31 protein-coding genes and 1 tRNA gene are annotated in these 24426 nt (G+C 63.6%); 11 read left to right on the top strand and 21 right to left on the bottom strand.

Annotated features, from left to right (window positions below; all coding sequences use genetic code 11):
- Window position 1: 1 nt before the first annotated feature.
- Both HB634_RS18060 and rocF read right to left on the bottom strand, forming a co-directional pair.
- Entirely contained in the window at window positions 2-1375 is a 1374-nt protein-coding gene (locus HB634_RS18060; protein WP_213949600.1) for a tryptophan--tRNA ligase, read from the bottom strand.
- A gap of 55 nt (window positions 1376-1430) precedes the next feature.
- Window positions 1431-2351 carry an arginase gene (gene rocF, locus HB634_RS18055; protein ID WP_213949599.1) on the bottom strand — a complete coding sequence of 307 codons (921 nt, stop codon included), beginning with the start codon at window positions 2349-2351 and terminating at the stop codon, window positions 1431-1433.
- Window positions 2352-2449: 98 nt separating this feature from the next.
- On the opposite strand from rocF, the gene HB634_RS18050 reads away from it, so the two are divergent.
- The 3 genes from HB634_RS18050 (at window position 2450) to HB634_RS18040 (ending at window position 4315) form a co-directional block, all read left to right on the top strand.
- The gene (locus HB634_RS18050; protein WP_213949598.1) at window positions 2450-3346 is read left to right on the top strand and encodes a LysR family transcriptional regulator; all 897 of its coding nucleotides are present in this window, start codon (window positions 2450-2452) and stop codon (window positions 3344-3346) included.
- 67 nt (window positions 3347-3413) lie between these two features.
- Window positions 3414-3869 carry an antitoxin Xre/MbcA/ParS toxin-binding domain-containing protein gene (locus HB634_RS18045; protein WP_213949597.1) on the top strand — a complete coding sequence of 152 codons (456 nt, stop codon included), beginning with the start codon at window positions 3414-3416 and terminating at the stop codon, window positions 3867-3869.
- A complete protein-coding gene (locus tag HB634_RS18040; protein ID WP_213949596.1) occupies window positions 3869-4315 on the top strand; it encodes an RES family NAD+ phosphorylase in 447 nt (148 codons plus the stop codon). Before HB634_RS18045 ends, HB634_RS18040 begins: the two co-directional genes overlap by 1 nt.
- A 19-nt stretch (window positions 4316-4334) precedes the next feature.
- Here the strand turns inward: HB634_RS18040 and HB634_RS18035 are convergent, their stop codons facing one another.
- The gene (locus HB634_RS18035; protein ID WP_213949595.1) at window positions 4335-5078 is read right to left on the bottom strand and encodes a hypothetical protein; all 744 of its coding nucleotides are present in this window, start codon (window positions 5076-5078) and stop codon (window positions 4335-4337) included.
- 161 nt (window positions 5079-5239) lie between these two features.
- Here HB634_RS18035 and HB634_RS18030 point away from each other — a divergent pair, with 161 nt between their 5' ends.
- On the top strand, window positions 5240-6118 hold the full coding sequence (locus HB634_RS18030) for a class I SAM-dependent methyltransferase (protein WP_213949594.1): 879 nt from the start codon (window positions 5240-5242) through the stop codon (window positions 6116-6118).
- A gap of 8 nt (window positions 6119-6126) precedes the next feature.
- Here the strand turns inward: HB634_RS18030 and HB634_RS18025 are convergent.
- From HB634_RS18025 to HB634_RS18010, 4 genes are all read right to left on the bottom strand, one after another.
- Window positions 6127-6202: transfer RNA gene (locus HB634_RS18025), tRNA-Thr, on the bottom strand.
- A gap of 16 nt (window positions 6203-6218) precedes the next feature.
- Window positions 6219-7031: an SPOR domain-containing protein gene (locus tag HB634_RS18020; protein ID WP_213949593.1), complete on the bottom strand. Its 813-nt coding sequence runs from the start codon at window positions 7029-7031 to the stop codon at window positions 6219-6221.
- A gap of 65 nt (window positions 7032-7096) precedes the next feature.
- Window positions 7097-7855, bottom strand: coding sequence for a type III pantothenate kinase (locus tag HB634_RS18015; protein ID WP_213949592.1), 759 nt, complete (start codon window positions 7853-7855; stop codon window positions 7097-7099).
- The gene (locus tag HB634_RS18010; RefSeq protein WP_213949591.1) at window positions 7852-8832 is read right to left on the bottom strand and encodes a biotin--[acetyl-CoA-carboxylase] ligase; all 981 of its coding nucleotides are present in this window, start codon (window positions 8830-8832) and stop codon (window positions 7852-7854) included. Before HB634_RS18010 ends, HB634_RS18015 begins: the two co-directional genes overlap by 4 nt.
- 202 nt (window positions 8833-9034) lie before the next feature.
- Between HB634_RS18010 and HB634_RS18005 the strand changes: the two genes are divergently transcribed.
- Together HB634_RS18005 and HB634_RS18000 are read left to right on the top strand one after the other, a co-directional pair.
- Entirely contained in the window at window positions 9035-9373 is a 339-nt protein-coding gene (locus HB634_RS18005; RefSeq protein ID WP_063572488.1) for a hypothetical protein, read from the top strand.
- 19 nt (window positions 9374-9392) lie between these two features.
- Complete coding sequence (locus tag HB634_RS18000; protein ID WP_213949590.1) at window positions 9393-10157, top strand: M90 family metallopeptidase; 765 nt, start codon at window positions 9393-9395, stop codon at window positions 10155-10157.
- A 25-nt stretch (window positions 10158-10182) separates the two neighbouring features.
- Here HB634_RS18000 and HB634_RS17995 read toward each other — a convergent pair whose 3' ends face one another.
- From HB634_RS17995 to HB634_RS17970, 6 genes are all read right to left on the bottom strand, one after another.
- Window positions 10183-11568 (bottom strand): ATP-binding protein, encoded by a 1386-nt coding sequence (locus HB634_RS17995; RefSeq protein WP_213949589.1) that lies wholly within the window; start codon window positions 11566-11568, stop codon window positions 10183-10185.
- 56 nt (window positions 11569-11624) lie between these two features.
- Window positions 11625-12317: a response regulator transcription factor gene (locus HB634_RS17990; protein ID WP_036115892.1), complete on the bottom strand. Its 693-nt coding sequence runs from the start codon at window positions 12315-12317 to the stop codon at window positions 11625-11627.
- Window positions 12317-12604: a hypothetical protein gene (locus HB634_RS17985; protein WP_213949588.1), complete on the bottom strand. Its 288-nt coding sequence runs from the start codon at window positions 12602-12604 to the stop codon at window positions 12317-12319. The genes HB634_RS17990 and HB634_RS17985 overlap by 1 nt, the downstream gene beginning before the upstream one ends.
- Before the next feature lie 65 nt (window positions 12605-12669).
- The gene (dusA, locus tag HB634_RS17980; protein ID WP_213949587.1) at window positions 12670-13650 is read right to left on the bottom strand and encodes a tRNA dihydrouridine(20/20a) synthase DusA; all 981 of its coding nucleotides are present in this window, start codon (window positions 13648-13650) and stop codon (window positions 12670-12672) included.
- An 840-nt stretch (window positions 13651-14490) separates the two neighbouring features.
- Window positions 14491-14868 (bottom strand): hypothetical protein, encoded by a 378-nt coding sequence (locus HB634_RS17975; protein ID WP_213949586.1) that lies wholly within the window; start codon window positions 14866-14868, stop codon window positions 14491-14493.
- Window positions 14865-15149 carry a hypothetical protein gene (locus HB634_RS17970; RefSeq protein ID WP_213949585.1) on the bottom strand — a complete coding sequence of 95 codons (285 nt, stop codon included), beginning with the start codon at window positions 15147-15149 and terminating at the stop codon, window positions 14865-14867. The genes HB634_RS17975 and HB634_RS17970 overlap by 4 nt, the downstream gene beginning before the upstream one ends.
- Window positions 15150-15385: 236 nt before the next feature.
- Here HB634_RS17970 and HB634_RS17965 point away from each other — a divergent pair, with 236 nt between their 5' ends.
- Both HB634_RS17965 and HB634_RS17960 read left to right on the top strand, forming a co-directional pair.
- On the top strand, window positions 15386-16651 hold the full coding sequence (locus tag HB634_RS17965) for a glycoside hydrolase family 2 (RefSeq protein WP_213949584.1): 1266 nt from the start codon (window positions 15386-15388) through the stop codon (window positions 16649-16651).
- Window positions 16652-16724: 73 nt separating this feature from the next.
- The gene (locus tag HB634_RS17960) at window positions 16725-18818 is read left to right on the top strand and encodes an acyltransferase family protein (protein ID WP_213949583.1); all 2094 of its coding nucleotides are present in this window, start codon (window positions 16725-16727) and stop codon (window positions 18816-18818) included.
- A 39-nt stretch (window positions 18819-18857) separates the two neighbouring features.
- Here HB634_RS17960 and HB634_RS17955 read toward each other — a convergent pair whose 3' ends face one another.
- Window positions 18858-19139, bottom strand: coding sequence for a hypothetical protein (locus HB634_RS17955; protein WP_213949582.1), 282 nt, complete (start codon window positions 19137-19139; stop codon window positions 18858-18860).
- A 162-nt stretch (window positions 19140-19301) separates the two neighbouring features.
- Here HB634_RS17955 and HB634_RS17950 point away from each other — a divergent pair, with 162 nt between their 5' ends.
- A complete protein-coding gene (locus HB634_RS17950) occupies window positions 19302-19808 on the top strand; it encodes a GNAT family N-acetyltransferase (protein ID WP_063571659.1) in 507 nt (168 codons plus the stop codon).
- A gap of 12 nt (window positions 19809-19820) precedes the next feature.
- On the opposite strand, the gene HB634_RS17945 is transcribed toward HB634_RS17950, so the two are convergent.
- The 4 genes from HB634_RS17945 to HB634_RS17930 are packed head-to-tail and all read right to left on the bottom strand — an operon-like array spanning window position 19821 to window position 21766.
- The gene (locus HB634_RS17945; RefSeq protein ID WP_255548676.1) at window positions 19821-20213 is read right to left on the bottom strand and encodes a VOC family protein; all 393 of its coding nucleotides are present in this window, start codon (window positions 20211-20213) and stop codon (window positions 19821-19823) included.
- A 6-nt stretch (window positions 20214-20219) separates the two neighbouring features.
- Window positions 20220-20690, bottom strand: coding sequence for a MarR family transcriptional regulator (locus tag HB634_RS17940; RefSeq protein ID WP_213949581.1), 471 nt, complete (start codon window positions 20688-20690; stop codon window positions 20220-20222).
- Between the two features lie 46 nt (window positions 20691-20736).
- A complete protein-coding gene (locus HB634_RS17935) occupies window positions 20737-21420 on the bottom strand; it encodes a phytanoyl-CoA dioxygenase family protein (RefSeq protein WP_213949580.1) in 684 nt (227 codons plus the stop codon).
- A gap of 1 nt (window position 21421) precedes the next feature.
- Window positions 21422-21766, bottom strand: coding sequence for a hypothetical protein (locus HB634_RS17930; RefSeq protein WP_213949579.1), 345 nt, complete (start codon window positions 21764-21766; stop codon window positions 21422-21424).
- Between the two features lie 148 nt (window positions 21767-21914).
- Here HB634_RS17930 and HB634_RS17925 point away from each other — a divergent pair, with 148 nt between their 5' ends.
- Entirely contained in the window at window positions 21915-22313 is a 399-nt protein-coding gene (locus tag HB634_RS17925; RefSeq protein ID WP_213949578.1) for a hypothetical protein, read from the top strand.
- Window positions 22298-22780 (top strand): hypothetical protein, encoded by a 483-nt coding sequence (locus HB634_RS17920; protein ID WP_213949577.1) that lies wholly within the window; start codon window positions 22298-22300, stop codon window positions 22778-22780. The genes HB634_RS17925 and HB634_RS17920 overlap by 16 nt, the downstream gene beginning before the upstream one ends.
- Here the strand turns inward: HB634_RS17920 and HB634_RS17915 are convergent.
- Genes HB634_RS17915 through HB634_RS17905 form a run of 3 tightly spaced genes read right to left on the bottom strand, consistent with a single transcriptional unit; the run spans window position 22777 to window position 24423 of the window.
- A complete protein-coding gene (locus tag HB634_RS17915; protein WP_213949576.1) occupies window positions 22777-23415 on the bottom strand; it encodes a hypothetical protein in 639 nt (212 codons plus the stop codon). The two genes, HB634_RS17920 and HB634_RS17915, sit on opposite strands and share 4 nt — an antisense overlap.
- Window positions 23381-23710, bottom strand: a complete 330-nt coding sequence (locus HB634_RS17910) for a J domain-containing protein (RefSeq protein WP_063571653.1) — start codon at window positions 23708-23710, stop codon at window positions 23381-23383. Before HB634_RS17910 ends, HB634_RS17915 begins: the two co-directional genes overlap by 35 nt.
- Window positions 23707-24423 carry a hypothetical protein gene (locus tag HB634_RS17905; protein ID WP_063571652.1) on the bottom strand — a complete coding sequence of 239 codons (717 nt, stop codon included), beginning with the start codon at window positions 24421-24423 and terminating at the stop codon, window positions 23707-23709. Before HB634_RS17905 ends, HB634_RS17910 begins: the two co-directional genes overlap by 4 nt.
- Window positions 24424-24426 lie beyond the last annotated feature (3 nt).

The raw sequence follows: 24426 nt of genomic DNA, 5'->3' as shown, positions 1-24426 counted from the left end.
GTCAGTCCTGTGCCGCGGCGAGGGCGTCCAGGGCAGTCCGCAGTCGAAGGACCGCCGCGGCACGCGCGACTTCGTCCGGATACGACGCGCCATTGGCGATCACCTCACCGTTGACCAGCAAGGCCACATGGTCGCCTTGCGATTCGATCACCGCCTTCGTCCCACCCACCGTCGACAACGTCTGGCGCAGCACGCCTGCCGCCTTGGGATCGGCAAAGGACGTCGACAGCAGCAGCTCTTCGCCATCGGTGCCAAACAGGCGGAAGCGGAAACTGCCGTCGTCGTCGCGGAAGCTGGCGAAACGCGGTGGCTTGACCTTGGTCGCCGCCTTCGTGGCGACAGGCTCGACGCTCGGAGCGCTGCGACGGCGCGCGCTGCGCAGGCCTACGGCGTCGCGTAGCGTCTCGACCAGGGGGCCGGCAATCGCACGCGCCTTGGCCGCGCCGGCAAGCAGGATGTCTTCCATGTCGTCCGGCCGGGACATCAGTGCCTCGTAGCGCTCGCGCATCGGCGCGACATCGGCCTCGACACGCTCGAACAGCACCTGCTTCGCTTCGCCCCAGCCAATGCCACGGTGCAGCGCGTCGGCAAAGGCCGAGGTTTCGGCCGGCGTGGCGAAGGCCTTGAAGATGGTGAACAGCGCGGAGTCGTCGGTGTCCTTCGGCTCGCCCGGCGCACGCGAATCGGTCACGATCTTCATGATGGCGTCGCGCAGGCCCTTCGAACCACCCTCGAAAAGCGGCACGGTGTTGTCGTAGCTCTTGGACATCTTCCGGCCATCGAGGCCGGGCAAGGTGGCGACCTGCTCTTCGATCTGCGCCTCGGGCATGACGAAGAATTCGCGCCCGAAGGTATGGTTGAAGCGTTGCGCGATGTCGCGCGCCATTTCAATGTGCTGGATCTGATCGCGTCCCACCGGCACCTTGTTCGCGTTGAACGCGAGGATGTCGGCGGCCATCAGCACCGGATACATGTACAGGCCCGCGGTGATGCCGGCGTCCGCATCTTCATTGGCCTCGACATTGCGATCCACCGCTGCCTTGTAGGCGTGGGCGCGATTGAGCAGGCCCTTGGCGGTCACGCACGTCAGCAGCCACATCAGCTCCGGCACTTCGGGAATATCCGACTGCCGGTAGAACGTGGAGGCGTTCGGGTCCAGGCCGGCGGCGATCCAGGTCGCAGCAATCTTGAAGCGCGAGGCCTCGATGCGGTCGGGGTCGTCGCTCTTGATCAGGGCGTGGTAGTCGGCCATGAAATAGAACGCGTCGACGTTCGGGTCCTTGCTGGCAAGGACGGCAGGACGAACGGCACCGACGTAGTTGCCGAGATGCGGCGTGCCAGTGGTAGTGATGCCGGTGAGGACGCGGGTATGCATGGGGACCTTGAGGGCTAGCGACGATAACCCTTTGAGTTTAGCCCGCCTCAACACCTCACCGCATCAGGGTCGACTTCCCGAACAATGACTCGACGAGATCCACCGCCAGTTTCGCCGTCTGGTTCCGCTTGTCGAACGCCGGATTCAGCTCGACGATATCCAGCGAGCCCACTCGCCCGGTATCGGCGATCATCTCCATGCACAGCTGGGCTTCGCGATAGCCGGGACCGCCACGAACGGTGGTGCCGACGCCCGGGGCGATGCTCGGGTCGAGGAAGTCGACGTCGAAGCTCACGTGCAGGTGGGTGTCCTGATCGACGCCAGCCAGCGCTTCTTCCATCGCTGCCTTCAAACCGATCTCGTCGATATAACGCATGTCGTAGATGTCGATGCCGACCTCGTGGACGAAGCGCTTCTCACCCTCGTCCACCGAGCGGATGCCGATCTGGCGGAAAACATCCGGTGTCGTCGCCGGCACGGTGCCGCCGATGTGAGTGAGCTCGTCCGGGCCGTAGCCGCAGAGGCAGGCCACGGGCATGCCGTGGATATTGCCCGACGGCGTGATCTGGCTGGTATTGAAGTCCGCGTGGGCGTCCAGCCACAGTACGCGCAGGTTCTTGCCCGCATCGCGGCAGTAGCGCGAGACCGCGGAGATCGAGCCAATGGCCAGGCAATGATCGCCGCCCAGCATGATCGGCAGGTTCCCGGCAATCAGTTCGGCGTGGACCGCTTCGTGCACGGCGGTATTCCACGCCACGGCTTCGCCCAGGTGACGATAGCCATCGATCGGCGGCAGCCATGGGTTGAGCGGGCCGGAGACATTGCCACGGTCGACCACATGCAGTCCGCGCCGGGCCAGGCGCTCGCCCAGGCGCGCCACGCGCAATGCTTCAGGACCCATGGAACTGCCGCGGTGGCCTGCGCCGATATCGGTGGGGACGCCGATCAGGGCGACGGAACGTGTAGTTGGGCTCATTCCGCAAGTTTACACCGGCCTTCAAAACACCCACGTTGCACCGCGTCAGGCGGTGAATTGGGGCAGGATAGGCCGGTATTTTCACCGGTACGCTGAGAATGATCCGACTGGATGACCTGCAAGTCTTCGTGCAGACGGCTGACGCCGGCAGCTTCTCCGCCGCCGCCCGGCTGATCGACACCACGCCAGCCATGGCCAGCAACGCCGTCCAGCGGCTCGAGCGTGAGCTCGGCGCCCGCCTGTTCGTCCGGTCCACCCGTAGCATGCGGCTCTCGGACGACGGCGAGCGTTACCTGCCCCACGCCCGCGCCATGCTGGCTTCCCTGATGGGCGGTAGCCAGGCCCTGGCCGAAGGACGGGGCGAGATTGCCGGACCGCTTCGCCTGTCCCTGCCTTCCGATCTGGGGCGCAACGTGCTCGTGCCCTGGCTGGACGAATTCCAGACACGGCATCCGGGCATCTCCCTCCAGCTGTGGATCAGTGACCGTGCCGCCGACCTGCTCCGCCATCCCATCGATGCGGCAATCCGCTACGGCGCACTGGATGATTCCGGCCTCGTCGCCCAGCCCCTCGCGCCGGATAACCGGCGTGTGCTGTGCGCCTCACCGGAATACCTCGTGCGGCATGGCTCGCCGGCACATCCGGACGATCTGCACAGCCACAATTGCCTGTGCTTTCTGTGGGGTGAGCAGATCCACGACCGCTGGACCTTCGACCTGCCCCGCGGCCCACACACGGTAAGCGTCAGCGGCAACCGCATCAGCGACGATGCCGATGTGGTCCGCCGCTGGGGCCTGGCCGGCCACGGGGTGATCTACAAATCGCGGCTGGACGTGGTGGCCGACATCGCCGCCGGCCGGCTGATCGAGCTGTTGCCGGGCCTGGGCCAGCGGGCGCCCGTGAACATGGTCAGCGCGCACCGCGCCCAGCTCACGCCCGCCGTGCAGCACCTGAGGGATTTCCTACGCGAAAAGCTGGCTGCACTGGCGCCTTAACGGGCGAATGGCCGATATCACGGCAAGCCACCATTTGGCGTAGAATATCGCTCAAATGGAGAGCGCCATGATCGCCTATATCGCCGATGCCGACCCCATGCCCTATGTCATCCGAGAAACCGTGTTCACCCGAATGGGCCGTCTGCTCGACCTCAAGCTCGAATCGGATGCCGATGCCGTTCGTCTGGTCAACAAAGGCATCACCGTCCACGCCTATAAGCACGTCGCCGAGAAGCTGCGTTTCCCGGGCAATCTGGTCGCCCCCGAAAGCACCGTCCGGCGGCGTCTCACCGAAGGCCGCTTCAGCGAGGTCGAGTCGGAGCGGGTGGTACGCGTGGCGCGCGTCTTCGCCGAGGCGGTCGAGCTCTTCGGTGACGAGGACATGGCGCTGACCTGGTTCACGACACCAGCCGACTACCTCGAGGGCGAGGAGCCCGTTACGCCGATGACGCTCGCCGCGACCGACAACGGCGCCCGCCTGATCGAATCGCGCATCCTGCGCACCGCCCACGGCATGTTCTGATGCGGCTCTGGCGTATTTCGTCCTACCCCGGCCTGAGCGGGGTGGGCGGCTACCATGCGGACGGTCGCTGGCACACGCGCGGCAAACCCGTCCTCTATGCGTCCGAGCACCCCGCGCTGGCGATGGTCGAGGCGATGGCACATATGCGCCTCGGGGTCACGGCCATACCGCTGACACTGAAGTTGATCGCCATCGATGTGGTCGACGCCGTGACTATTGCGCCGACGCCCGGGCTTCCCACGGGCTGGCAGGCCAACGAACCCACGAGCCAGGCCATCGGCGATGCATGGATCGCGCGCGCCGAGACGCTCCTCCTGCGTTTACCGTCGACCATCCTCGCGCACTCGACCAACTACCTGATCAATCCGGCGCATCCGGACGCAGCGACACAACTGAGCGAGGTCGAAGCCGAACCGTTCTGGTTCGACCGTCGCTACCTTCGTTGACGCGTTCGATCGCGGTTACTCAGAACCGAAGCGCCTGGCAGAACTCGTCCGTGCGAAGAATGCTGTTGTGACCGGCAGCGATGCGATCCCAGCGGACCGGCGGCCGCGGCAGCAACCGGACAAGTGCCTCGGTGCGCGCTGAGCCGATCACCTGGTCGTTGGCGGCCTGCAGCACGTACACGGGCACAGCGCCAAGGCGAGCAGCTGCCGGGCCGCTCTCATAGTGATCGCGCAGCAACCAGCCCAGCGGTATGCCGAAGGTCTCGCTGCCCACGTTGGTTATGCTGTCGTAGGGCGTGACGAGCACGAGTCGTTGCGGATGCTTCTCGGCGGCAACCTGTGTCGCGATACCGCTGCCTAGACTGATGCCGACAATGGCGACGTGGGCATGCTTCTTTGCTGCCTCGTCGACGAGGGCGATACCGTCGCCGACCAGGTCGCGCTCCCGCGGGGTACCCGCCTGCCCCTCGTAGCCGCGGTAGGGCAAGAGATAAATCGCGCGACCGGAGCACTGGCCCAGGCGCGATGCAAAGCGCGACAGGCTCATGCCGTTGCCACCGAAGACGACCAGCGCGTCGCTCGCTTCCGGATGCAGCACCCAGCCGCGAAGCATCAGGTCAGGACGCGCGACCGTGAGATCGCCGAAGGTCTCGGTGGCTTCAGCCCCCGGATAAAGCAGGCGGTCCTGCATCAGGTAGAGGAAAACGAACGGCGCCACGATGAGGACGATGACGATCGCGATGATCCATCGGACGAGCTTCATATTTGTCCCTTCTCGGTGGTATCTCGGTGGCCGACCGTGCCTAGTCTATGGCCTGGCGACGATCGGCAGGCAACTCTGTCACAGCGGTGACATCTGAATGCCATTGACCCGGCCAACCATCCGACCGATGCTCCGGGTTCCAAGAAACGTTAAGGACAACCGTGTCTGCCAATATCACTGAAATCGGGACTTTTGCCGTCGAGGATGCCCTCCAGTCCTATGTCGACAGCGCCTTCGCCCACGGTCTCGACCACGGGTACGAGAGCCTCCGACACCTCAATACCGAGAGCGTTGGCAAGCTGCTCCTCGGCGTTCCACCCAGGCACAAGCACGCCGCTGCCGCGCTTCCCCGCATGGCGGCCGAGGAGGTGCAACGGAACTGGACCGGCACCTCGGGGGAGGCCCTGCTCACCCAAAGCACGGCATTTATCAACGCCGTCATCGGTCGATACAAAAAGCACGTCTTCACTCCGATCTCCGAAGCGTCGGTGCTCGATTACGGTTGCGGCTGGGGACGCCTGATCCGGCTTATGTACGCACACTCGAAGCCGGAAAACCTGTTCGGTTGCGATCCTTGGGACAAATCGATCGCGCTATGCCAGGAGGCCAACCTGCGCGCGAACCTGGCGGTCAGCGATTACGTGCCGACCTCGCTGCCCTTCGAGGCGCGCTTCCATCTCATCTACGCGTTTTCGGTGTTCACCCACCTGTCGCAGCGTACGGCCGACGCCGTGATGTCGACCCTCCGGAATTACATCGACCCGTACGGCGTGCTGGTCATCACCATCCGGCCGGAAACGTACTGGCCACATGATCCGAAGTTCTCCGACCAGGCCGAGGCGTTGCAGCAGAAGCACCGCGAAGAGGGGTTCGCCTTCGTCCCGCATAAACGCGCGCCGATTGACGGTGATATCACCTACGGCGACACGTCGATGACGCTCGAATATGTGGCCGAACGCTGGCCTGACTGGAAGATCGTAGAGACCGAGGTTCACTCTTACGATCCGCACCAGCGGGTGGTGTATCTCCAACCCGTCTGAAAAGAATCTGGTGCCGACACCCGGATTCGAACTGGGGACCTACCGCTTACAAGGCGGTTGCTCTACCAACTGAGCTATGCCGGCGAAGGCGGGGAGTTTATCAGAAGCAGCCGGTCGGTTTGGCGGTCGCGCCGGGGCTGCGGATGCCCCGGCGAATATCGGCATTGGCGTCATCGGGCACGACCACGTCCAGCCACCAGACGGGCGTGACTTCGGTCCGTTCGCTCATGCGCGCCGGGAAGCCTGCGGCGATGACTTCGTCGCGGCGCTTCTTTGCATTCGCAGGGTCGTGGAACAGACCGAGGGCCACGGAGTTCTGCAGCTCGCCGGTGGCGGTGACCACGAAATAATCCTTGATGCCCTTGGCCTCGAGCCGGCGCGCTTGCGCCAGCGCCAGATCCCGCGTGGCCTGCGCCGGAAGGAAGACACGCCAGCCATGGGACTCGCTGGTCTGCTCCTGACGCTGACGGCTGCGTACCGTGCGCGGTGCGATCGCGGTACGCGTGCTGCGCAGGTCCACCTGATTGGTGAAGGGGCCGATGGCGAGGCAACGGTAGCTGCGCTTGGCGCTGGTCGCGGCGCTTGCGGTGGACGCCGCGGCGAGGAGGTCGGGACTTGCCGTGGCCTCTGCGGGTTCCTTCTTTCCCGGTTCGCGCGTCGCCGGCTTTGCCGCCGAGGCAGCCGGGGCGACAGCGGGCGCGGCGGCCACGACGGGAGCCGCCGTCGACGCCTGCGCGGGTGGCGCGACCGTCACAGTCGAGGCGGGTGCAGGAAGTTCAGCAAGCAGCTTGAGCGTGGGCACACCCTTGTCGGCCGGATCCACCGCATGCGTGCCCGATTCGCCAAGCAGCAGCCAGGCGGCTACCGCGATGTTGAGGGCGATCAGCAGAACGAACATCAGACGCAGAAGCATGGCGGCCTTGGGTTTCCGGTGAGGCCAGCGCGCGTTCCCCTGTAAGAACCGGTGGCGTCGCGATTCTAGGCGAAATGATCCGCTTGAGTGTGCGCTTTGGCCCAGACGGCCAACCCGCGCAGGACCGTATCGGGCACGAGCATCACCTCACGCTGGAGCAGGGGCGCCAGCACGGTGGCGTCACCGCCGCCCAGGGTGACGGTGGGCGCACCACCGAGCAGCGCAGCCGAGCGGTCGGCAAAGCGGTCGACCAGGGCCGCGCAGGCTTGCCAGCATCCTGACGCCAGACCGTCGGCCGTGTTGTCCGCCAGGTCGCGAACGGCACCCGGCTGGCCTGGCCGCACCTGCACGGTCGCGCCGAGCACGGACTGCTGCATGAGCAACGGGCCGGGCGCGATCCAGCCGCCGAGATGTCGACCCTCCGCGTCCAGCGCATCCAGCGTCAACGCCGTACCGACACTGGCCAGCACGCACGGAGCGCGCCCGGCGGCGTGCGCGTCGACCATGGCGAGGAAACGATCGACACCAAGACGGTGCGGCTCGGCATAGGCATTGGTCACGCCGCAGGCCTGCGCGGGTGTCCGGACCCACACAGGTTCAAGGCCGAACGCGTTGCCGGCGGCCACGGCAACCGCCGTCTCCCGCGCGGTGTCGACAACGGACGCGCCGACAATGCGCGTCGGTCGGGGCCATGCGGCCCACAGCGTTGCCAGTTCGTGGGCGATGTCCGCGTCCCAGCCGAAGGCACCGCGATGGATGAAGCTATCGCCGTCGAGCATGGCGAATTTGAGACGGGTGTTGCCAAGGTCCAGGAGCAGGATCATGCGGCACTCCGTCGGACCGAGATTTCCGCGCTATCGACGGTCACCAGCTCGCCGGTGGCGCGCCGCACGCGCAAGGCACCGCGCTCATCGACACCCTCGCCCGTGGCGTTGTACTCGCCGCGCGGATCAATCACGCGTAACGGCTGTCCCTGCAGAAGATCGTTCGCACCGTATTCCGTGGCAAATGCCGCGAAGCCGTGGCGCTCGAAACTGCGGAGGCCCTCGCTCAGCGAGGCGACCACGGCCGCTGCCACGCGATTGCGCCCCGGCGGCTGACCGCCGCTCAGCGAGGCCAGGTCGGTGATGGGCTGGTCCGCGCGCTCGTGGAGGGAATCCGGCAGACGGATGTTGAGGCCCACACCGATGATCGCCGCACACGGGCCCGAGTATTCACCGGACAACTCCACGAGGATGCCGGCCAGCTTGGCGTTACCGGCCAGGACGTCGTTGGGCCATTTGAGCCCGGCGGTCCGGATGCCCAGCTCGTCCAGCGCGCGGATGAGCATGACGCCCACGGCAAGCGAGAGGCCCGACAGCGACGCAAAGCCCGCATCGAAGCGCTTCAGGACGGACAGATAAAGGTTCATTCCCGGCGGCGAGAGCCACGTGCGCCCTCGCCGGCCACGGCCTGCCGACTGCGTCTCGGCCATGACGAACGCGAGGTCGTCCAGCACGGGAATGCGGCGCGCCAGCTCGCTCGATGTCGAGTCGATATCCCAGTGCACTTCGATCATGCCGACACCGGCCAACGCCGCGGGCGAAAGGCCGCCGCGAATACGCGGCGCGTCGAGCAGTTCGGTCGGCCATGGCAAACGGTAACCGCCGCCGACCTTGGCCTCCACGGGGACACCTTTCAGGCGCAGCGCCTCGATCTGTTTCCAGACCGCCGCGCGCGTGACGCCGGCCGTCCTGGCAAGAGTGGCGCCGGACACGGCATCGCCTCCAGCAAGGGCTTCGAGAAGATCGCGTGCGAGCATGGGTAGCCGTCGGGCCGTCAGGCGGCCGCTGTCGGGGGTGGGGAAAACCAGGACATTCGGCGATTCTAGGGCAGTAGCAAGAATTTCGCCCGTATTGGCCGGGAAAGTCCGTTTGATGGACCTCCAGCACTGGCAGCTCTGTGAAATTTCTGAGAGGATCGGTCGTCCCCCGGCATGTCCGGAGGTTTTTCAGGGTTTACCGATGAACGCCAGACCCTACATCTTCGGATGTCTGTGCCTCGTCGGTGCCACCGGCACCGCCGCCGCTTCCGACATCGACCTGACCGGTAGCCTGCTCTCGCTGGGCGGTGGGGTGTCGTCGTCGTTCGAGAGCAACAGCGCGCGTTCGTCGTCGGGCAGTCGCGACTCCAGTTCGGCCGATGCCATGTCCAATCGCTCGGGCAACGCGCCCCAGCGCAGCAATAATCCCGCGCCCGTGCCGTCCCCTGTCGACCCCGACGAAGGCCCGCACGATGGCGCTGCGCCGATGCGCTCGCCCTCGCCCAGCTGGCAGTCGATGCTCCCTGGCTCGATGCTCTGAGTCCGTCTGGTAGTCACTAATGAGCTTTGTCCAGTCGTTACTAGCGCGGTTTCGCGCGCCGGTACCCCCGATTGACGACACGCTCTGGCGGCAGGCGGTCTCCCGACTCCCCCTCGTCCGCGCACTCGACGAACCCCGCACACACTATCTACGCCAGCTCGCCGCCGGCTTCCTGCATACCAAGCGCTTCCACGCCCTGGGCGACGCGGCGCTGGACGACTTCTGGCGCCTGGTCATCGCCATGCAGGCAAGCCTTCCCGCCCTGCCACAGGGCCCGAAAGCGTTCAAAGGCTGGACCAACGTGCTCGTCTATCCCGGCGAGTTCAACGTGCGCCGCAATCACTACGACGCGCCCACCGGCGTGGTCACCGACCGTGACGACACCCTGATCGGCGAGGCCTGGGAACGCGGGCCCATGGTGTTGTCGCTTGCCGACGTGGCGCTGGACATCGACGCGCCCTGGGATGGCTTCAACGTGGTCATCCACGAGATGGCGCACAAACTCGACATGCTTGCCGGACCCGCGAACGGCGTGCCGCCGCTGCCGTCGTCGATCAATCGCCGTGAGTGGATCCAGACGATGCAACGTGGCTTCGACACCCTCTCGAAGCAGGTCGGCCGTGGCCGCAAGACAGCGATCGATCCTTACGCAGCCGAAGCGCCGGAAGAGTATTTCGCGGTCACCAGCGAGCTGCATTTCTCGCAGCCGGCTGTCCTTCGCGAAGCCGCACCTGACGTAGCGCGCCTGTTAGCCGCTTTTTACGGACCGTCACCGGCCAGTTGACCCGCCGCAACGGGATCGGCCGTGGTCAACCCGGCGGAAGACGAACACTGAAACGGGCGCCGCCGAGTTCTTCGGAGCGGTCGACATGCAGCTCGCCCTGGTATGCCTTGACGATGTCCTGCACGATCGACAGTCCGATACCGTGGCCCTGGACGCGCTCATCGCCACGCACGCCGCGCTGCAGGATTTTCTCGATCTTGTCGTCCGCGATGCCGGGGCCGTCATCTTCGACGATCAGCTCGAGACCGCTACGACCCTTCCCCTTGCCGCTACTGCGCGCGGTAAGCAGGACACGATGCGACGCCCATTTAAAGGCGTTCTCGACCAGGTTGCCCATCAGCTCGAGCAAGTCGCCCTGCTCGCCCGGAAAAGCGGCGCCATCGTCGATCTCGAATTCGCACAGGACGTTCTTGGCGGCGTAGACCTTCTCCAGGCTTTGCACCAGATCCTCGGCGTGACCCGCGATGGGCTCTTCCGCAGCGATCGTGCGACGACCTGACGTGGCCGCACGCGACAGCTGGTATGCGACGATTTCGTCCATTTTTCGCACCTGATCGAGGATGTCGCCGCGCAGGCTGCGCGCGTCGCCATCGGTTTCCAGTTGCGAGCGCACCACGGCAAGCGGTGTCTTCAGGCTATGCGCGAGATCCGCAAGCGTGTCCCGATAGCGAGACCGCTGTTCGCGCTCGCTGTCGATGAAGGCGTTGAGGCGACGCGTCAGTACGGTGAGCTCGACCGGGTACGGTCCATCGAGGTGGTCCCGGGTACCACGTTCGATGTGTGCCAGGTCACTCGACACACGACGCAGCGGCAGCAGGCTCCAGCGCAACAGGAACAGCTGCAGCAGCATGAGCATCATGCCGAGCATGGCCAGCCACAGGAACTGCGTACGCCGGTAGGTGGCCACCTGCCGCTCGAACTGATCTTCGGTCTGCGCCACGGCGAAGGTCAGCGGCACGCTGCGCTTGTCGGTGGTATCCAGCGATACACCGTAGCTGAAGACATAGAGCTTGCCGCTACGCGTCTCGACCGGTTCGAACGCGGTCTCGCCGGGCGACAACATGCGCACGAAATCGAAGTCGCGACCCAGGGCCGACGACGACTCCCAACGAAACCCATCGTTGCCCACGATGATGGCGTACAGACCCGAGCCCGGACGCGAAAAATCGGGATTGGGCTGGCTATCCGGCGTGGTGACCTTGCCGGCACGGGTCGTGTCCGTGCCGGTGATATAGGCGATGGCGTAGTTGTGCAGCCGGTCGTGCATGGCCGACAGCTCAGAGGCGTAGTTCGCCTTGTTCTGCGCCAGACCGGTCAGGCCCAGGAAGGCAGCGAGCGCGAAACCAGTCGCCAGCGCCGCGCGCGCGGCCAGCGAAAGAGGCCGACGTTTGGTGGATGAAGCGTTGTCCATGCTTCGAGCTTACCTCGGGGCGGCGCGACGTCTCGATCGCGCCGCCCCCGGATGGATCAATCTTCGTCCGCTTCGTTACGCGGGATGGCGAAACGATAGCCGCGGCCACGCACGGTCTCGATGGGCTTGAGCGCGCTTTCCGGGTCCAGCTTGCGGCGCAGGCGGCCAATGAAGACCTCCAGCACGTTGGAGTCGCGATCGAAGTCCTGCTGGTAGATGTGCTCGGTGAGGTCGGCCTTGGAGACCAGCTCGCCTGCATGCAGCATCAGGTATTCCAGCACCTTGTATTCGTAGCTGGTGAGGTCGACCTGGCGGCCTTCGACCGTCACCGTCTGCGCCGTCGTGTCCAGCTTGATCGGGCCGCAGGCCAGCACCGGCTTGGACCAGCCGCTTGCGCGACGGACCAGGGCGTTGATGCGGGCCAACAGTTCTTCGACGTGGAACGGCTTGACCAGGTAGTCGTCGGCGCCGTGCTTGAGGCCTTCGACCTTGTCCTGCCAGCTACCCCGGGCGGTGAGGATCAGGATCGGGTAGCGCTGACCGTGCTCGCGCAGGGCCTTGACCAGATCCATGCCCGACAGCTTGGGCAGACCCAGGTCGATGATGGCCAGGTCGAACGGCACCTCACGACCGAGATACAGGCCTTCTTCGCCGTCCTGGGCGGCGTCCACGGCGAAGCCGTCGCGCTTCAGGCGCGCGGCGAGGGTCTCGCGCAGCGGGGCCTCATCCTCTACAAGCAGGATTCGCATCAATGTTTCTCCTTGTTATCCCCGGCGCTCGCGTCCAGGGGCTTGGCAGTTTCGGTTCGGATCGGTACCACGCGGACGTGACCGTCCAGCGTGAGCACTTTGACCCGGTATTCGGTAAAGCGGCCGCGCTCGACGAGCCGCGTATCCGCTGACAACACCTTGCCCCCGGTGTCTTTTTGCACCTTGCTTACCGCCTGCTCCAGCGTCAGAGACTGGTCGGCCTGCACGGCAAGGGGCGACGCAAGGCAAAGTGCGGCGAAAAATAGCGGACGAAACGTGATTTTCATGTCTGGCGCAGAAAGACTGGTCGGCCGATCATGCCCACGCCCGACCAGCCCGAAGCTGAACGAAATCAGGCTGCCTGGCGAAGTGGCGCCATAGCGGCCTCGATCAGGCTCCAATCGGCACCCGGAAGGTGGGCGCCTTCGCTCAGGTGACGGCGGAAGCCGCGCGCTCCCGGCTCACCCTGGTACAGCCCCAGGATGTGCCGGGTGATGTGCTTGAGCTGGCCACCCCGCGCCAGTTCGGCCTCGATATAGATACGCATGCGCTCCAGCACCGCCCCGCGATCCGGCAGCGGCGTGCCATAGAGGTCAGCTTCCAGCTTCGCCAATACGAAGGGGTCGTGGTAGGCCGCGCGGCCGATCATCACACCGTCCACCTGGCCCAGATGCTCGCGGACCGCCTCGACGGTGGTGATGCCGCCATTGATGACGACCGTGAGCTCGGGGAATTCGCGCTTGAGGCGGTAGACGCGCTCATAGTCCAGCGGGGGAATCTCGCGATTCTCTTTCGGGCTGAGACCTTCCAGCCATGCCTTGCGAGCGTGCACGACGAGGACGCCCACCCCGGCTTCGATCATGGTGGTGGTGAAACGCTGGAGGTCGGCGTATTCGTCCTGGTCGTCCACGCCGATGCGGCACTTCACCGTGACAGGCACGTCGACCACATCGGCCATGGCCCGGACGCACTCGCCCACCAGGCCCGGTTCGCGCATGAGGCAGGCGCCAAATTTGCCTGACTGCACGCGGTCCGACGGGCAGCCCACGTTGAGGTTGATCTCGTCATACCCGGCCTCGGCGCCCATCACGGCCGCCTTGGCCAGCTCTACCGGATCGCTGCCACCCAGCTGCAGGGCCACGGGATGCTCCTCGTGGCTGTGCTCGAGGAGGCGGATCTGGTTGCCGCGCACGAGGGCCGCGCTGGTCACCATCTCGGTGTAGAGCCGGGCATGGGGGGAGAGCAGGCGGTGGAAGTAGCGGCAGTGGCGGTCCGTCCAATCCATCATGGGGGCGACGGTGAGGCGGAAGGCTGAGGGGGGAGTGGGTTGCATGGCGGCATTTTAGCCGGTTCGGGGAATTGCCATCGGACGACACGGGATCGCGTGTTGACACCTACCGAGTCGGACACCTAAGGAACTAGTGGCGTAACGCCGGACCGAAAGCGCGTATGCGTCACATGTTCATCCATCGACTCGTTCTCGCAGGAACATCAGCAGCAAGACGAAGGGCGCCACGACCGCACAACCGAATAGGGTCAACCACCCCAGATTTCCCCACCATGCGCGCATGCTCCCTCCTATGCTCACCGATGGGTAATCTCGAAGATAGGTCACCTCGACCGGGGCTCCGCTCCACGTGTCACTGCAACTGTCCGGAAGTATTTTTGCGTGTCCCCGGCCGACATACGCATTGCCACTTACTTCGAACCGGTAGTCGAACGTCGGTGTCTTCCCTGCGCACTGCGTGGCCGTGACGATACCCTCAGCGGGTACCGGGTCAAATAGGACGGGATGCACGTCAACCAGCCAGAGCACCAGGAGCGCCAGAGGCACCCCGATCACTACGTAACCCGTGCGCTTGCGATTGCCCACGACAAACCGCCAGTAGGCTGCAACGAATTCCTTAAGTGCCATCACGGCAACCCAAGTTGCCGTCCATGCCACACCTGCCTGGCGCCCGATCGACCCTTGACGGCTATCTTGTCGATCAATCCCAGTCGCTTTGCTTCGTTGCTCGGAAGCTTCAGGAAATACACGCGGTCTTGCACGACCGAAGCGCAGGTGCTCCCGCAGACAAACATGGACAGTAGAGCCGTCCAGAATCGTGACCTCATCGGATGCCGCCCCCATTGTGTCCCGAGCCGAATAGCAAGAAAGTTTCCGGCCTGTTGCTCATTTCTGAAGCTGACGGGGCGGATCCAGAGCCCAGGCCATGATGATCAGACCGACGACAGCGGGCACCAGCCACAGCAGGATGCTGGCCAGGCTCGGTGCGGCAGGCTCCAGCTCCATGGCGCTAAAGGGATTGATCGCCCCGACGGGAAGCATGATCGCGACAAGCAGGCACAGCGAAGCGGCAATGCGGCGCGCCAGTCGATGCATGCATAACAGGCCGACGCCGAGAGGACCCAGCACGGCGCAGAGGAATGCGGTCGCGAGCGGTGCGCCATTCGCCCTGAAGGCATCAAGGCAGGCGTCGAGTACGCGCCACAGGCATGCGGTGCCAGCCAGATAAGCCACCGCGCGTCGCAAGATATCGGTCGGTGTCATTGCGGTATCAACTCGATCTCCGAGTCCATGATGTCTGCGACCCAGCGAACACTTCTGTCGTCGTTGAAACAGACAACGATGCCCATCGACTCGCCGTTTGGCCCGGTGAACCCATGGTCAAGCTCGACGATGTCACCCACGGCGGGGCGGCTGCTGCCATCACCCGCCCTCATATCGACGCGCTGCATGGGAATGTCGGCGATCAGGCGGGCCTTCAGGGGAGTGCCGATTGAGGCATCCGACGCCCTGCAAGGTTCGACCGAATCATCATCGTCACTCATCAGCCAACCCTAGCCTTCTCCTAGCCCGGGCAGATCATGCCGTCGATTCGGCAACGTTGTAAATGCAGCCATCATGTCGGGAGGCGACATATGGCTGGCCCCGCGGCTCGTCGCTTAGACTCCGGGGCAGACCCACGGGGAATGACGCCATGCAACGTTCAGGGCTTCTGGCTTCCGTTTGCATGCTTATGGCTCTCGCGGCCGGAGGCCGAATGGCCTCGGCGGAGCCTGCCCGGATGGTGCACATCGCCCTTGGCCATTCGACCGCGCCCTTGAACGGGCCATGGCGATTTCAGATCGGCGATGATCCTCACTGGTCGTCGCCGGACTTCGATGATCGCTCGTGGGAAGCCGTCGATCTCACCCCTGCTCCGGGCGCACACGACGGCGATGTCGGCCTGCCGGGGTATGTCTCCGGATGGAGCCGACGCGGCCATGCCGGGTATACGGGATACGCGTGGTACCGGATGAAAGTCAGCGTCGATGCCGCTACGGATGCGCCGCTCGCGTTGGCGGGACCCACCCTGGTCGATTCCACGTACGAACTGTATATCGACGGGGAATCACTCGGTGGTTCGGGCATCTTCAGGGGCGCAACGCCAACAGTGTTCGGCGTGCGACCGAGTGTCTTTCCCCTGCCTGCGTCGCCGACAAGCACGAGAACGTACGTCATCGCATTCCGCGTGTGGATGGACCCGCTCGATGCCGGCGAGGACAACGGTGGCATCCACGTCGCGCCGGTGATCGGCGATGCCGCCGGCATCGATCTCCTGCATCAAGTGCAGTGGCTGCAGACGTTCAAAGGCTACGTGGTGGATGCGATCGAGCCGATAGCCTTTGTTCTTCTCGCGCTCATGGTCTTCGGATTGATGGCGTGCCGAACCCGTGACTCCTATGGCTGGCTCGCCGCTGCCTTGTTTCTCCTTGCACTGCTACGCGCGCATCAGGTGCTGTTCTACTGGACGGACGTCCTGAGTCTGCGCTGCTACGACACCCTGACGACCGTGATACTCAGGCCCCTCACCCTGGCAGCGTGGACGATGGCATGGCGGCACTGGTTTCGCCTGGATAAGTACCCAAAGCTGGGCCACATCATCGGCGCGCTTGCTGTGATCTACCTGGCCTTCGCATGGATCAGCCGTCCGTGGTTCGCGCCGGACGCGACCGGCGGCCTCAAGGGGGCGGCCGACATTGTGATCGAAGGCGCGCGCCTCGCGTTCGCCGCACTCTATCTGTGGATTGTCGCGTTCGGCGTACTCCGATCGGCGAGACCGTCTTCTTACATGGCAGCGCTTTGCGCCACCCTGGTCGGCATAGGTCTGTTCGCGACCGAGCTCAACGCCTTGGGCGTTCCAGGGATATGGTTTCCATATGGAACGGGCGTGGCGAGAGGCCAGTACGCCTACGCCGCCTTCATTCCACTTATGTTCGTGCTGATTGTGGTGCGTTCCGTGGGTTATGCGCGAAGCTCACCCTCCGAACGGCAAGTCGCCGGGTCATGAGATAATCGGGAGACTGATGTCCCACAGGGACGAGCAGCCTGCCAAATTATCGAATTACCCGGATTATCGCTCAATGAGTTTACCCAGCACGGAAGCGTCGTTCTCGACACCCGCCCCCGCCGCAGACAGCCCCAAGACGCCCATCCATCTGGGGTACAGACCGGATATCGATGGCTTGCGTGCCGTCGCGGTGCTTAGCGTCCTCTGCTTCCACGCGTTCAACCGGCGACTCCCGGGCGGATTCGTTGGCGTCGACATTTTCTTCGTCATCTCCGGGTTCCTGATCAGCTCGATCATTTTCAGGAACATGGAGCGCCAATCATTCAGCTTTGTTGACTTCTACGTTCGACGGACCAAACGAATCCTCCCGGTCCTGATCGTGGTCCTCGCCGCCTGCGGAGCGTACGGCTGGTTCGAGATGTTTCCGGACGAATTCCGTGCGCTGGGCAAACACGTCGCAGCAGGCGCAACGTTCAGTTCGAACTTCGTGTTGTGGAATGAGGCGGGCTACTTCGATGATGCTTCGTCGACGAAACCGCTGTTGCATCTCTGGTCGCTAGCGATCGAGGAACAGTTTTACCTGCTTTGGCCCATCCTCGCGCTGGTCAGTTTTCGCCTGCGGATGAGCTTTCTCAAGGTCAACGTGGTGATCGTGCTGGCGTCTTTTGTTGCCGGCATCTATCTGATGCACACCGATCGCACCGCGGCGTTTTATTCGCCCGTTTCCCGATTCTGGGAGATCGGTGTAGGAAGCGCCCTGGCCTGGTTCGTTTTCCGGCATCCCGTCACCTACGCAACGATCGTAGGCAAGAAGCGCCAGGCCGACGCGATCTCCTTGTTGGGCGCGCTGGCACTCGCTTTCTCGATCCTGCATTTTTCCGAACGCCTGGCGTTCCCTGGTTACTGGGCCTTACTCCCCGTCATGGGGGCGGCGGCCGTCATCTTCGCCGGGCCACAGGCACTGGTGAACAAGTGGGTCCTGTCCCATCGCGTGGCGGTCTGGGTGGGCCTGATCAGTTATCCGATCTATCTCTGGCATTGGCCGTTACTTACCGCAGCGAACTTGTCCACGTCACCGTTCGTCACCCAGCACATCACGGCGGTGAAGTTGGCCATCATGGCGGCAAGCATCCTGCTTGGCTGGTTGAGCTACACCCTGATCGAGACGCCGGTGAAGCGCGTGCGCGCGGACAAGCGGCTCGCTGCCGGCATTTTCGCCACGCTACTACTGCTGGGTGGCGCTGGCATCTACACCGTGCGTGCCGCGGGATTCCCAGAGCGCATACCTGAAAACCTGAGGGCGCTTGGCGCTATTACCAACCCCTATGCTTACTTTCAGTTCGGCGAGGCCATCCGGGTCGATACCTGCCACATCATCGTGAAGATGCCCGAAGGCTTTCAACGGCCGGCACAGTGTTTCAGCAATCAACGCCCTCTCGTGATGCTCTGGGGCGATTCCTATGCCGCAGCCCTTTATCCCGGTCTCGATGTCCTGGCCCGCACGGCAGGATTCGGCATCACCCAGGTGACGGGAGGAAACGCTTCGCCGTTCTTCGACAAGACGAAACTCGCTGCAGACAACCTCAGCCTGTACGACGAAAACATGCTCGCGCTCGACATCGCCACCCGCTCGCATCCCGATGTCATCATCATGAGCTGGATGGTCACGGGATCCAATGCCGTGCTCACGGCGAGTGGCACCGTGGATCAGAAGGGCACGCTTGCCGCTTTCGCGGACACGGTGCGGCGAATCCACGAGGCCACTCCCTCCAGCCGGATCGTCCTGGTCGGCCCTTTCCCGCACTGGGACGGAACGCTCGCGAAGGTGACGATCAACTACCTGAAGAACCATCCGCTTGGCACGCAGATGCCTATGTACACGACATTCGGGCTGCGACCGGAGATAAAGGACTGGGACGACTATTTCTCGGTGGCCATTCCGAAACTTGGGGTGACCTATGTTTCGGCCTACAAGGCGCTTTGCAATGCGTCGGGCTGCCTCACCCATGTAGGGCCGCTGCCGACCGACCTGACCGCGGTCGACTGGGGACACCTGACGAAAGCCGGGTCGGAGTACCTGTTAACCCGGATCGGTCCCGCCATCGAGGCCGAGCTCGATGCGTCGAATCGAGCCGCTGTGCCAGCGACGGCAAGCAAGCAACCTTAGGCCCGGGTCAATCGTTGGCGCCGTTCGGAACGGACCTCGTCACGACTCGACCGTCGGCTTGGGAGCGGTGACATCGTCATTCTTCGTGCCCGCTCGTAAGGCGGGGACGAAGAAGGCCGAGATGCGATCGGCGAAGAACAGCAGCGCCAGCCCCATGATCGTCTCCACGACCGCATGATTGATTTCTGCCAATACGTTCAGGCTTCCCGAATTGAGGCCTTTTTGCGTGTCGTACGCGGTCACCAGATAGCTGATGGCACTCATGATCGACGCGGCGCCGAGATAGCGCAGGACCAGTGCAAACCACATGCGTGGTGTCATATGCGTTCCCCTTCCTTGTTGAATGACAGGCGACCCCGGCATGCGGGGTGAGATCCGATTCTTTCCGATCCTCATCGATTCGGCAACTGGTGCTCCACTCGCGCCCGGGCCGTGAACACGCTTAGACTGAGACCACTTTCATCCGAGCGAATCCAAAGCGCCATGATCGTTACCGAACGCCTGATCCTCAGTCCCACGTCCGTTTCCGATTTCGACGACTGCCATGCAGCGCGAACCGATCCGGAGGTCATGCATTTCATCGGCGGCCCCGCGGCATCCGAGGACACCTGGATCAAGCTGCTACGGAACATTGGTCACTGGTCCGCCTACGGGCATGGCCTGTTCACCGTGCGGGAGAAAGAGGGTGGTCGCTTCGTCGGCGACGTCGGACTCGCAACCTTTCACCGCGACCTCGGCGACGACTTCGATCCCTTTCCGGAAGCGGCCTGGGTGCTCGCACGGTCCGCACACGGAAAAGGCTACGCCACCGAAGCCGTGCAGGCCGCGCACGACTGGTTCTTCGCGCATCGCGAGACAGGACGTACCGTCTGCATCATCAATCCCGAGAATGTTCCCTCGATTCGGGTGGCGGAACGGCTGGGCTACCGGGCGTTCGGCGAGGCGTCCTACAAGGGATCGACGGTGACGAAGTTCGAGCGCCTTCCGTAAGCCGCTCGAGGCTCAGGCCACCTCGATGTTCTGAGCTATGCGCCATAGCACACCGGTAGGGTCGATCAGCACGAAGTCGCGCATGCCCCAGGGTTGGTTCGCCGGCGGCACGACGCGCACGCCGTAGCGCTTGGCGATGTCGTGCGCCAGCACATGTTGCCACCAGGCTTCCACGTCGACGACGAGCATGTGCATCATGACGTTCTCGGCTTGTTCCTTGACGTAGAAATTCTGCAGAAGAAAGCTGGTTTCCCCTGCCCTGAGATAAGCCAGGTCGTCGGACGACCACGCCACCGTGAATCCGACGTCTCTGTAGAAGCGTTTCGACAACTCGAAATCCTTCGCAGGGACGAAGGCCTTGATCTCTACGGTTTCCATCGTCACCACGTTCTCCTCGTTGGACATGCCAGGTCAGGCGGACTCGCGATCCTTGCGTCCGATCTCCACCAGGGCAGCGAGGCCTCGTTTCAGACTTCGAAGGCCGCTGTCACCGATACGGGCGTGAAGGTCCGCGTCGATCCGGTCACGTGCGGCGCCTTGCACGGCTGCAGCGTCACGACCGCGTTCGGTCAGCGTGATGACCAGCTTGCGGCGATCGACGGGATCGCCTTCACGCGTGAGGTACCCGCGAGTGACCAAGGTATCGACGAGCTGCCCGGCGGCCTGCTTGGAGATGCGAAGCTCCTGGACTAATCGACCCAGCGGCACGTCGCCGGCGCCCTTCGCCAGTCCACCGATTACGTAGAGGCCGTTTTCGGGGATATCGTCGTAGCCGGCTTCGTCGAGCGCGCCGCGCATGGCCGAGGCGTAGGTACCGCGGGCATGCCTGAGCAGCGCAGGCACGACGATGTCTTCATACCAGGCGGGTTGACCATGGGACACGGCGGCGCACCTCATCAACGGGGTTGATAGTCAATTTAGTTGACTATCAACCCCTTCGCAAGTGCTCTGGCAGGGGCGGCCCATAAAGAAAATGGAGCACCCGGCGGCTCCCCGGCGAGCGCCCCTTTGCCGACGAATGGATCAGCAACGGCCGCAACACAACGACACCGCCGCGCTCGACCACACAAGGCACCTTGCCTGCCGCAGCCGCGGCCCGGAGAGCCTCGCTCGACAGTCGCCCCAACACGTGCGTGCCGGGCACGACTTCCAGGGGCCCTGTATCCGCCGCGTTGTCGTCGAGCTGCAGTCGCACCGCCACCATCTGTTCAAGCACGGCCACGGGCGGCTGAACGAACCACGCGCCTTCCTTGCGCGACCAACCAGACCAACCGGCCACGTCACGGCGTTCGTGAACCGGAATGCTCAGGTCCTGATGCGGCGTCACCGACCACGTGGACCCATCGGATTTGGAGAACAACGTGCACTGGACTGCTTGCGCACCGGCCGGAAGCAGCGCTGCAATCGACGGACTATTGGCCAACAGTCGTCCGAGCGACGCGACGGCATCAAGCGACAAAAGCTTTCGTGAGCCGGCACCCGTCAGCGGCGCAGCTTCGACAGCGGCGATCAGCGCATGACATGCTTCACTCGTAAGGAGGGGCGGCAGGATCGTGAATCCGTCGCGGAAGAACCCAGAGCCTGCCAGAGACTCACTGGGCGACGCGCTCACGTCAGGGGCTCGCCGCTATCGAACGTTCGAGTCGGCTCAGCCGAACGAACTCGTTAAGCAGCCACACGACGCCGGAAAGGCCCAGCAGAAACTGCAGGGTCAAGAAAACCGCGATGCCGACAGGTTGCGACATGGTCGAAAGGATGCGTGTCAACGATCCAAGATGCACCCAGGGCAATCCAACGATTGCCTGGATAAATGCAATGAAGCTCCCAGCAGCCAGTAAGAGAAGGCTCTTGTGTCGGGAACGTGCGTACGCAATCAGCTGCAGACTGAGCAGCGCCAATTGGCCGAATACCGAAACGACCATCAGGTACATATAGAAAACTGCCGCATCACCCGTCATTTGCGTGCCCCGTCCATGAAATACTCCACGGTCATGTACCCCAATGGGTTGGGCAACGTTAGGTTGGATCGCACGACATCGCAAGCGCCCCCTTGCGAGCCGAACCGTCATCCAGCAAGCTCTCTTGGCCACGCCACAGGGGAAGTGCATGTCCGAGCGCCGATGGAAGGTAAACCTGGTCTGGTTCATCATCGTTCTCGCGGGAGGCATGACGAGCTTTTGCCTGAGCTCCTATACCGTGGGGTACGTCCTCACGCAGATCGCCTGGCAGAACGACCGCGGGGAGCACTTTGGCAACGTAAAAGCGGCCGTCTGGCTGTTCACGCAGAACGACCTGGCGTCCTATCACCGGTTTTCCATGACGCAACTACGCGACGGCATCGGGCATCTCGCCGCGGAGGACGGCGATTTGCGTTGTTCCGACAACCAGCGGAGAACGTTATCGCACGCCGCGTCCTGGTTGAAAGATCACCCTGATCGCGATCCAGGTTACACGCCGCTCCAGTCGTTCATGGCGAGGGGCTTGCGCGCATGCGACAGACCATAACCATGCGAAACCTTGCCGCGTCACTCATGCGGGAAGTAAGACGACCCTGGATGGTCCATTTCTGGTGGTTCGTCGCACTGGTTGTCGTGTGCGTGACCTGCGCGACGCTGGGCCGCCGAACTCTCGACTGGGGAGTTTCACCCCTTGTATGGCAAGGCGAGCGCACAGCGCAGTTCGCCAAGATTTCAACGTCCTTGGCGGAACTGGAGACGGACGACATCGCATTCTCCGAGGGCCTCGCCATCGACAGGCTGAGAACCTCTTTCATCGCACTTGCCTCGGAGGACGATGGCTGGCGCTGCGCAAACTACGAAAACAAAACACTGTCGAACGCGAAAGTCTGGTTCGACGCCCACCCGGACCACAAAGCAACACGCGAACTCCGACCCTTCATCGCAGAAGGACTCCGTGCCTGCGAGACGCGGATGTGGCCACGGGCCGCCAGCTCATCGGCAGGTAAAGCTTAATCGCAATTCAAAGCCTTGCCTGTCGTACCAACGAACCGCGGTTTCGTGAGCACCACCTGAAACAACGCACCTGGCCACATTTCATACGAATGACCACCCGCCTTCACCGGACAACTGGAGGTGGCGAGGAGTTTCGTACCGTCGAGCGGCATGATGGCCATGTTGAATTTCAGCGGCCGATCAAACGGATTGCTGAGCGAGAGCATCATCGTGCCCTTGGCCGTCTGCTCCAGATGAGCGGTGAATGTCCTGGATGGATGCGTCACGGTGTCGACGACCCGAAAGTCCGACACTGTATCGCCAGTGACGTCCGCCTCGAGATTCACCGACTGGCCCGCGATGATCGCCAGCCCGAACGGTTGCACGGTACCCGGCAGCACGTCGAATGTCTTGTCGAACGTGCCACCATCCTTGGTTTTCAATGTGACCCGGACATCGTGCTGGCAGAGCGTGTGCTTGCACATTTCCTCCTTGCCGGCCACGTCGCTCACGTCGGCGGCGGCATGAGCGTGACCTCCGGCGAAAGCCAGACCAAACGCAAGAATCGTCCCGCACCATGGTTTCGACATCATCAACTCATTCCCCTGTCTGGCGTGACCTTCAGCGACCGGCCGTGGCTTCGGCATACGCTGCATTGATTTCCTTTGCCTTCTGCTCGGCCAGCGCGCGGATATCCGGACCGAGGTTGGCCACTTTATCCGGGTGGTACTCGCTCATCCGCGCCCGGTAGGCACTGACGATCTGCTCGTGAGTCGCATCGCGCGCCACGCCAAGCACGTCGTACCAGGGCAGCTGGCGCTGAAACAGATTCGGCGGTTCGGGGCGATGACCTTCGCTCGTTGGCTCGTCCGACTTGCTCATCATCGCCGAAACGAACTTGTAGCCGATCGCCAGGCAGACCGCGATAACGATGATGTCGACCAGGGTCATGCCAGCGCGCCTTCGATCTGGTGGAGATAGGTCGTCAGCTGAGCGTGACGCTCGCTGTCCGTGTCTTCGATGTCCATTTGCCGATGGAGCTTGGCACGGATAGTGTCGGCAAGGCGGGCCCGCTCGCTGGCATCCAGCAGCCGGTGCGCGGTGGAAACGAGGTCGAAGCGGTCGGCGACGCGCAGACCCTGTTTGCGCACCAGATCGAGTGCATAGGGCGCGCACAGGAGCGCATCGGAAGCGATGCTCGCGCACTCCTTGCCGCCCAGACCGGTGACGTTTCGAAGGCGCCACACGCGCGAGACGGCGAAGACGATGGCCGCATACAGCACGATCATCCAACCGAGCAACACGAAGGCGGAGCCCAGCAGCACGACGGGAAGCGCGGCGAAAACCACGACCAGCAACATCACCGGCGTCGCCGATGCCGCGACGCCGATTCGCCATGCACGAAGGCCACGCGGCGACGGCCGGGCCAATGGTGGTGTCTGCAACGATGACCACCGCAGACGAAGTAGGGCACGCTGCGGCGCCAGTAGAGCGGGAACGTAGACGTGCCTTCCGCCAAGCTCGAACTCGGCGCCCGCCGAGAACGACCACGTGCCGTCGCGTCGCTCGAAGAAGACGACTTCGTTGTGGTACAGCAGCAGGACGGCGTCGTAGACATACATGCCTGCGACGCCGAACAACAGCCACCAGGACGAAAGGAGCATGTC

The organism is Luteibacter sp. dw_328 (assembly GCF_018449605.1).
Lineage (GTDB): Bacteria > Pseudomonadota > Gammaproteobacteria > Xanthomonadales > Rhodanobacteraceae > Luteibacter.
This window is presented reverse-complemented; position numbering and strand designations above follow the sequence as displayed.

What these genes read in the sequence shown, in the direction of transcription:
- HB634_RS18060 (WP_213949600.1), bottom strand. Translation starts at nt 1,375, where the DNA reads ATGCATACCCGCGTCCTCACCGGCATCACTACCACTGGCACGCCGCAT.
- rocF (WP_213949599.1), bottom strand. Translation starts at nt 2,351, where the DNA reads ATGAGCCCAACTACACGTTCCGTCGCCCTGATCGGCGTCCCCACCGAT.
- HB634_RS18050 (WP_213949598.1), top strand. Translation starts at nt 2,450, where the DNA reads ATGATCCGACTGGATGACCTGCAAGTCTTCGTGCAGACGGCTGACGCC.
- HB634_RS18045 (WP_213949597.1), top strand. Translation starts at nt 3,414, where the DNA reads ATGATCGCCTATATCGCCGATGCCGACCCCATGCCCTATGTCATCCGA.
- HB634_RS18040 (WP_213949596.1), top strand. Translation starts at nt 3,869, where the DNA reads ATGCGGCTCTGGCGTATTTCGTCCTACCCCGGCCTGAGCGGGGTGGGC.
- HB634_RS18035 (WP_213949595.1), bottom strand. Translation starts at nt 5,078, where the DNA reads ATGAAGCTCGTCCGATGGATCATCGCGATCGTCATCGTCCTCATCGTG.
- HB634_RS18020 (WP_213949593.1), bottom strand. Translation starts at nt 7,031, where the DNA reads ATGCTTCTGCGTCTGATGTTCGTTCTGCTGATCGCCCTCAACATCGCG.
- HB634_RS18015 (WP_213949592.1), bottom strand. Translation starts at nt 7,855, where the DNA reads ATGATCCTGCTCCTGGACCTTGGCAACACCCGTCTCAAATTCGCCATG.
- HB634_RS18010 (WP_213949591.1), bottom strand. Translation starts at nt 8,832, where the DNA reads ATGCTCGCACGCGATCTTCTCGAAGCCCTTGCTGGAGGCGATGCCGTG.
- HB634_RS18005 (WP_063572488.1), top strand. Translation starts at nt 9,035, where the DNA reads ATGAACGCCAGACCCTACATCTTCGGATGTCTGTGCCTCGTCGGTGCC.
- HB634_RS18000 (WP_213949590.1), top strand. Translation starts at nt 9,393, where the DNA reads ATGAGCTTTGTCCAGTCGTTACTAGCGCGGTTTCGCGCGCCGGTACCC.
- HB634_RS17995 (WP_213949589.1), bottom strand. Translation starts at nt 11,568, where the DNA reads ATGGACAACGCTTCATCCACCAAACGTCGGCCTCTTTCGCTGGCCGCG.
- HB634_RS17990 (WP_036115892.1), bottom strand. Translation starts at nt 12,317, where the DNA reads ATGCGAATCCTGCTTGTAGAGGATGAGGCCCCGCTGCGCGAGACCCTC.
- HB634_RS17985 (WP_213949588.1), bottom strand. Translation starts at nt 12,604, where the DNA reads ATGAAAATCACGTTTCGTCCGCTATTTTTCGCCGCACTTTGCCTTGCG.
- dusA (WP_213949587.1), bottom strand. Translation starts at nt 13,650, where the DNA reads ATGCAACCCACTCCCCCCTCAGCCTTCCGCCTCACCGTCGCCCCCATG.
- HB634_RS17975 (WP_213949586.1), bottom strand. Translation starts at nt 14,868, where the DNA reads ATGACACCGACCGATATCTTGCGACGCGCGGTGGCTTATCTGGCTGGC.
- HB634_RS17970 (WP_213949585.1), bottom strand. Translation starts at nt 15,149, where the DNA reads ATGAGTGACGATGATGATTCGGTCGAACCTTGCAGGGCGTCGGATGCC.
- HB634_RS17965 (WP_213949584.1), top strand. Translation starts at nt 15,386, where the DNA reads ATGGTGCACATCGCCCTTGGCCATTCGACCGCGCCCTTGAACGGGCCA.
- HB634_RS17960 (WP_213949583.1), top strand. Translation starts at nt 16,725, where the DNA reads ATGAGTTTACCCAGCACGGAAGCGTCGTTCTCGACACCCGCCCCCGCC.
- HB634_RS17955 (WP_213949582.1), bottom strand. Translation starts at nt 19,139, where the DNA reads ATGACACCACGCATGTGGTTTGCACTGGTCCTGCGCTATCTCGGCGCC.
- HB634_RS17950 (WP_063571659.1), top strand. Translation starts at nt 19,302, where the DNA reads ATGATCGTTACCGAACGCCTGATCCTCAGTCCCACGTCCGTTTCCGAT.
- HB634_RS17945 (WP_255548676.1), bottom strand. Translation starts at nt 20,213, where the DNA reads ATGTCCAACGAGGAGAACGTGGTGACGATGGAAACCGTAGAGATCAAG.
- HB634_RS17930 (WP_213949579.1), bottom strand. Translation starts at nt 21,766, where the DNA reads ATGACGGGTGATGCGGCAGTTTTCTATATGTACCTGATGGTCGTTTCG.
- HB634_RS17925 (WP_213949578.1), top strand. Translation starts at nt 21,915, where the DNA reads ATGTCCGAGCGCCGATGGAAGGTAAACCTGGTCTGGTTCATCATCGTT.
- HB634_RS17920 (WP_213949577.1), top strand. Translation starts at nt 22,298, where the DNA reads ATGCGACAGACCATAACCATGCGAAACCTTGCCGCGTCACTCATGCGG.
- HB634_RS17915 (WP_213949576.1), bottom strand. Translation starts at nt 23,415, where the DNA reads ATGCAGCGTATGCCGAAGCCACGGCCGGTCGCTGAAGGTCACGCCAGA.
- HB634_RS17910 (WP_063571653.1), bottom strand. Translation starts at nt 23,710, where the DNA reads ATGACCCTGGTCGACATCATCGTTATCGCGGTCTGCCTGGCGATCGGC.
- HB634_RS17905 (WP_063571652.1), bottom strand. Translation starts at nt 24,423, where the DNA reads ATGCTCCTTTCGTCCTGGTGGCTGTTGTTCGGCGTCGCAGGCATGTAT.